General features: G+C 58.6%; 3 protein-coding genes. All 3 read right to left on the bottom strand.

The features are described from left to right. Positions 1-142: 142 nt before the first annotated feature. The 3 genes from ACW9HW_RS29650 to ACW9HW_RS29640 all read right to left on the bottom strand — a co-directional run bounded on the left by ACW9HW_RS29650 (position 143) and on the right by ACW9HW_RS29640 (position 3005). A complete protein-coding gene (locus ACW9HW_RS29650; protein ID WP_095195673.1) occupies positions 143-1141 on the bottom strand; it encodes a sulfate ABC transporter substrate-binding protein in 999 nt (332 codons plus the stop codon). A 103-nt stretch (positions 1142-1244) separates the two neighbouring features. Next, positions 1245-2069: an ion transporter gene (locus tag ACW9HW_RS29645; RefSeq protein WP_095195672.1), complete on the bottom strand. Its 825-nt coding sequence runs from the start codon at positions 2067-2069 to the stop codon at positions 1245-1247. A gap of 21 nt (positions 2070-2090) precedes the next feature. Beyond that, positions 2091-3005: an urea transporter gene (locus ACW9HW_RS29640; RefSeq protein ID WP_457402883.1), complete on the bottom strand. Its 915-nt coding sequence runs from the start codon at positions 3003-3005 to the stop codon at positions 2091-2093. Between the last annotated feature and the right edge of the window lie 65 nt (positions 3006-3070).

The following is a 3070-nucleotide window of genomic DNA, read 5'->3' as shown; positions in this document are numbered from 1 at the left end:
GCTGGACTGCATAGCAGTCCCCATTTTTGGGGCCGCTGCGCGACCCTGCGGGAGCAAGCTCCCTCGCCACGGGCATTTCATTCGTCTCGAAGTTTTCTTGAGTGAACAGCATTACCTGAGTAAGGGGCTTTTACAGTTGCGGTTACTGCCCGCTATAGATCTGGTCAAACACCCCGCCATCGTTGAAGTGGGTTTTCTGCACGGTGCGCCAGTCACCGAAGGTCTTCTCGACCGACAGGAAGTCCACTTTCGGGAAGCGGTCGGTGTACTTGGCCAGCACTGCCGGATCACGCGGGCGCAGGTAGTTGGCGGCGGCGATTTCCTGGCCTTCCGGCGACCACAGGTACTTCAGGTATTCCTCGGCGGCGGCGCGGGTGCCTTTCTTGTCGACCGATTTGTCGACCACCGACACCGGTGGCTCGGCTTCGGCGGAGACGCTTGGGTAGATCACTTCGAACTGGTCGCGACCAAACTCGCGGGCAATCATTTCCGCTTCGTTTTCGAAGGTCACCAGCACGTCGCCGATCTGGTTGGTCATGAAGGTGGTGGTGGCGGCGCGGCCACCGGTATCGAGCACCGGTGCTTGCTTGAACAGCTTGCCGACGAAGTCTTTGGCCTTGTTCTCGTCGCCGCCATTCTTCAGCACGTAGCCCCAGGCCGACAGATAGGTGTAGCGACCGTTACCCGAGGTTTTCGGGTTCGGCACGATGACTTGTACACCGTCCTTGAGCAGGTCAGGCCAATCTTTCAAGGCTTTCGGGTTGCCCTTGCGCACGATGAACACGGTGGCCGAGGTGAAGGGCGCACTGTTGTTCGGCAGGCGCGTGACCCAGTTGTCCGGGACCAGTTTGCCGTTGTCCGCCAGGGCATTGATGTCAGTGGCCATGTTCATGGTGATGACATCAGCCGGCAAGCCGTCGATGACCGAACGCGCTTGTTTGCTGGAACCGCCAAAGGACATCTGCAAGGTGATGTTTTCGTTGTGCTGGGCTTGCCAGTGTTTCTGGAACGCAGTGTTGTAGTCCTTGTAGAAATCGCGCATCACGTCGTAGGACACGTTGAGCAGGGTCGGTGCGGCTTGAGCCACGCTGGTCAGGGCCAGGCCAGCGGCCAGGAGTGAGGCGCCAAAGAGTTTTTTCACTGCGCATTCCTTGTTCGAGACATTTTTATTTAAAGATTGAGGCAATTTGCCAGCGACTATAGCCGGGCTCGCATAGGCCTTTAAAGATTAAAAAGCTCTTTGCTTATTCCAGTTTCTTGAACAGTGCATTGCCGCAACGAGAACAGAACGCAGCGCCATGTTCATGGTTGTTTTTCCGGCACACCGGGCAGTCGTGTTGCAGCTGTTCGCCGCGCATGGCATTGGCCAGTTCAGCGGTGAAAATCCCGGTGGGCACGGCGATGATCGAATAACCGGTGATCATCACCAGCGACGAAATCACCTGGCCCAGCGGGGTTTTCGGCACGATGTCGCCAAATCCCACGGTGGTCAGGGTCACGATCGCCCAATAGATGCCTTTGGGAATGCTGGTGAAACCGTGCTCCGGGCCTTCGATCACATACATCAGGGTGCCGAACACCGTCACCAGGGTGCAGACGCTGACCAGAAACACCACGATCTTCTGCTTGCTGCCGCGCAGCGCCGACATCAGGTAGTTGGCTTGCTTGAGGTAAGGGCTGAGTTTGAGCACGCGGAAAATCCGCAGCATCCGGATGATCCGGATAATCAGCAGGTACTGCGCATCGGCGTAATACAGCGCAAGGATGCCGGGCACGATGGCCAGCAAATCCACCAGGCCATAAAAACTGAAGGCATAACGCAGCGGTTTGGGCGAGCAATACAGGCGCAGGATGTACTCGCCGAGGAAGATAACCGTGAAGCCCCACTCGATGTAGGCCAGAACATCGGCGTAGTTCTGGTGGATGGTGTCGATGCTGTCGAGCATCACGATCACCAGGCTGGCGAGGATGATCAACAGTAAAATACCGTCGAAGCGCCGGCCGGCCTTGGTGTCGCTCTGGAAAATCATGACGTAAAGCTGTTCACGCCAGTCTTTGCTGCTGTCCATGGATAACGCCCGACTCAATGATCAGCGCAGCCTAGGTTGATTGTCCCCGTGAGCGCAAGACGCGCTGTCGACAGTGGTTTTGCCGAGCATCTGAATACCGGCGCGGATCAGCCAGCAGGCGAGAATAAAGGGGGCGGTGAGCGTGGTCAGTCCGGCGGCGGCAAAGATTGGCGTCAGCAACAGCGCCAATACGATGCCCAGCAGTGGCAGCCAGGGTTGCTGGCGTTGTGCGCTGAAGGCGAGGGCGGCCAGCACGGCGTTGTAGCCGCCCAGGCCAAGCAGGGCAGTGTCGGTCTCGTGGTGCAGCAGACTGGAACCGAGGCCGAGGATCGAGGCCATCAGCGCCCAGCAGAACGCTCGGCGATCGGCGATCAGCAAACCGGCGGCAATCATCGCCCCGGCCAGTGGATGGTCGAGGAACATCACCTGGCCAATACCTTTTAGCAAAGCGGCAAGCAGGTTCGGTGTGTTCAGTTCGATCAGGGGTGTCGGTATCGACGGTGTGGCGAAACACAGCAGCAACCAGCTCAGGCCCACGAAGGGCGCGGTGTAGGCGGGTACGTACTGGTTGACGCGGGTACGCTTGAGCCATTGTTGAGTGATCATCGCACTCAAGCCGCCGGCAGCCAGAATCAGTGGCGGCATCATCGCCGACCACGGGAAGTACAGGCTCAGTAACAGGCCAATCAATACGCCGTTGTAGCTGAACAATCCCGCCTGGCGATCGGCCTTTGCATAGTTGCGCCGTTGCGCCGTGAGCAAGCCGGCGACGCCCCCTAGCAACGCCCCGCCAAGCAGCGCAGGCGCAGTGAACAGGATGGCGCAAAGGCACAGCAAGCCGCAGAGCGGATGGCGCTGAAGGAATATTTGACTGAAGCCGTTGAGCAAAGCCTCGGCCCAGTCGGGGCAGTGGGTGTTGAAGTGGTTGGCAGGCATGGCAGTTCTAAAAAGTCAGTTAAACCGTGTCGCCGCCTTCGCGAGCAGGCTCGCTCCCACATTGA

The sequence above is a fragment of the Pseudomonas sp. SDO5532_S415 genome (genome assembly GCF_054071155.1).
Note: the sequence above shows the minus strand (reverse complement) of the source record. Positions and strands in the feature narration are given on the sequence as shown.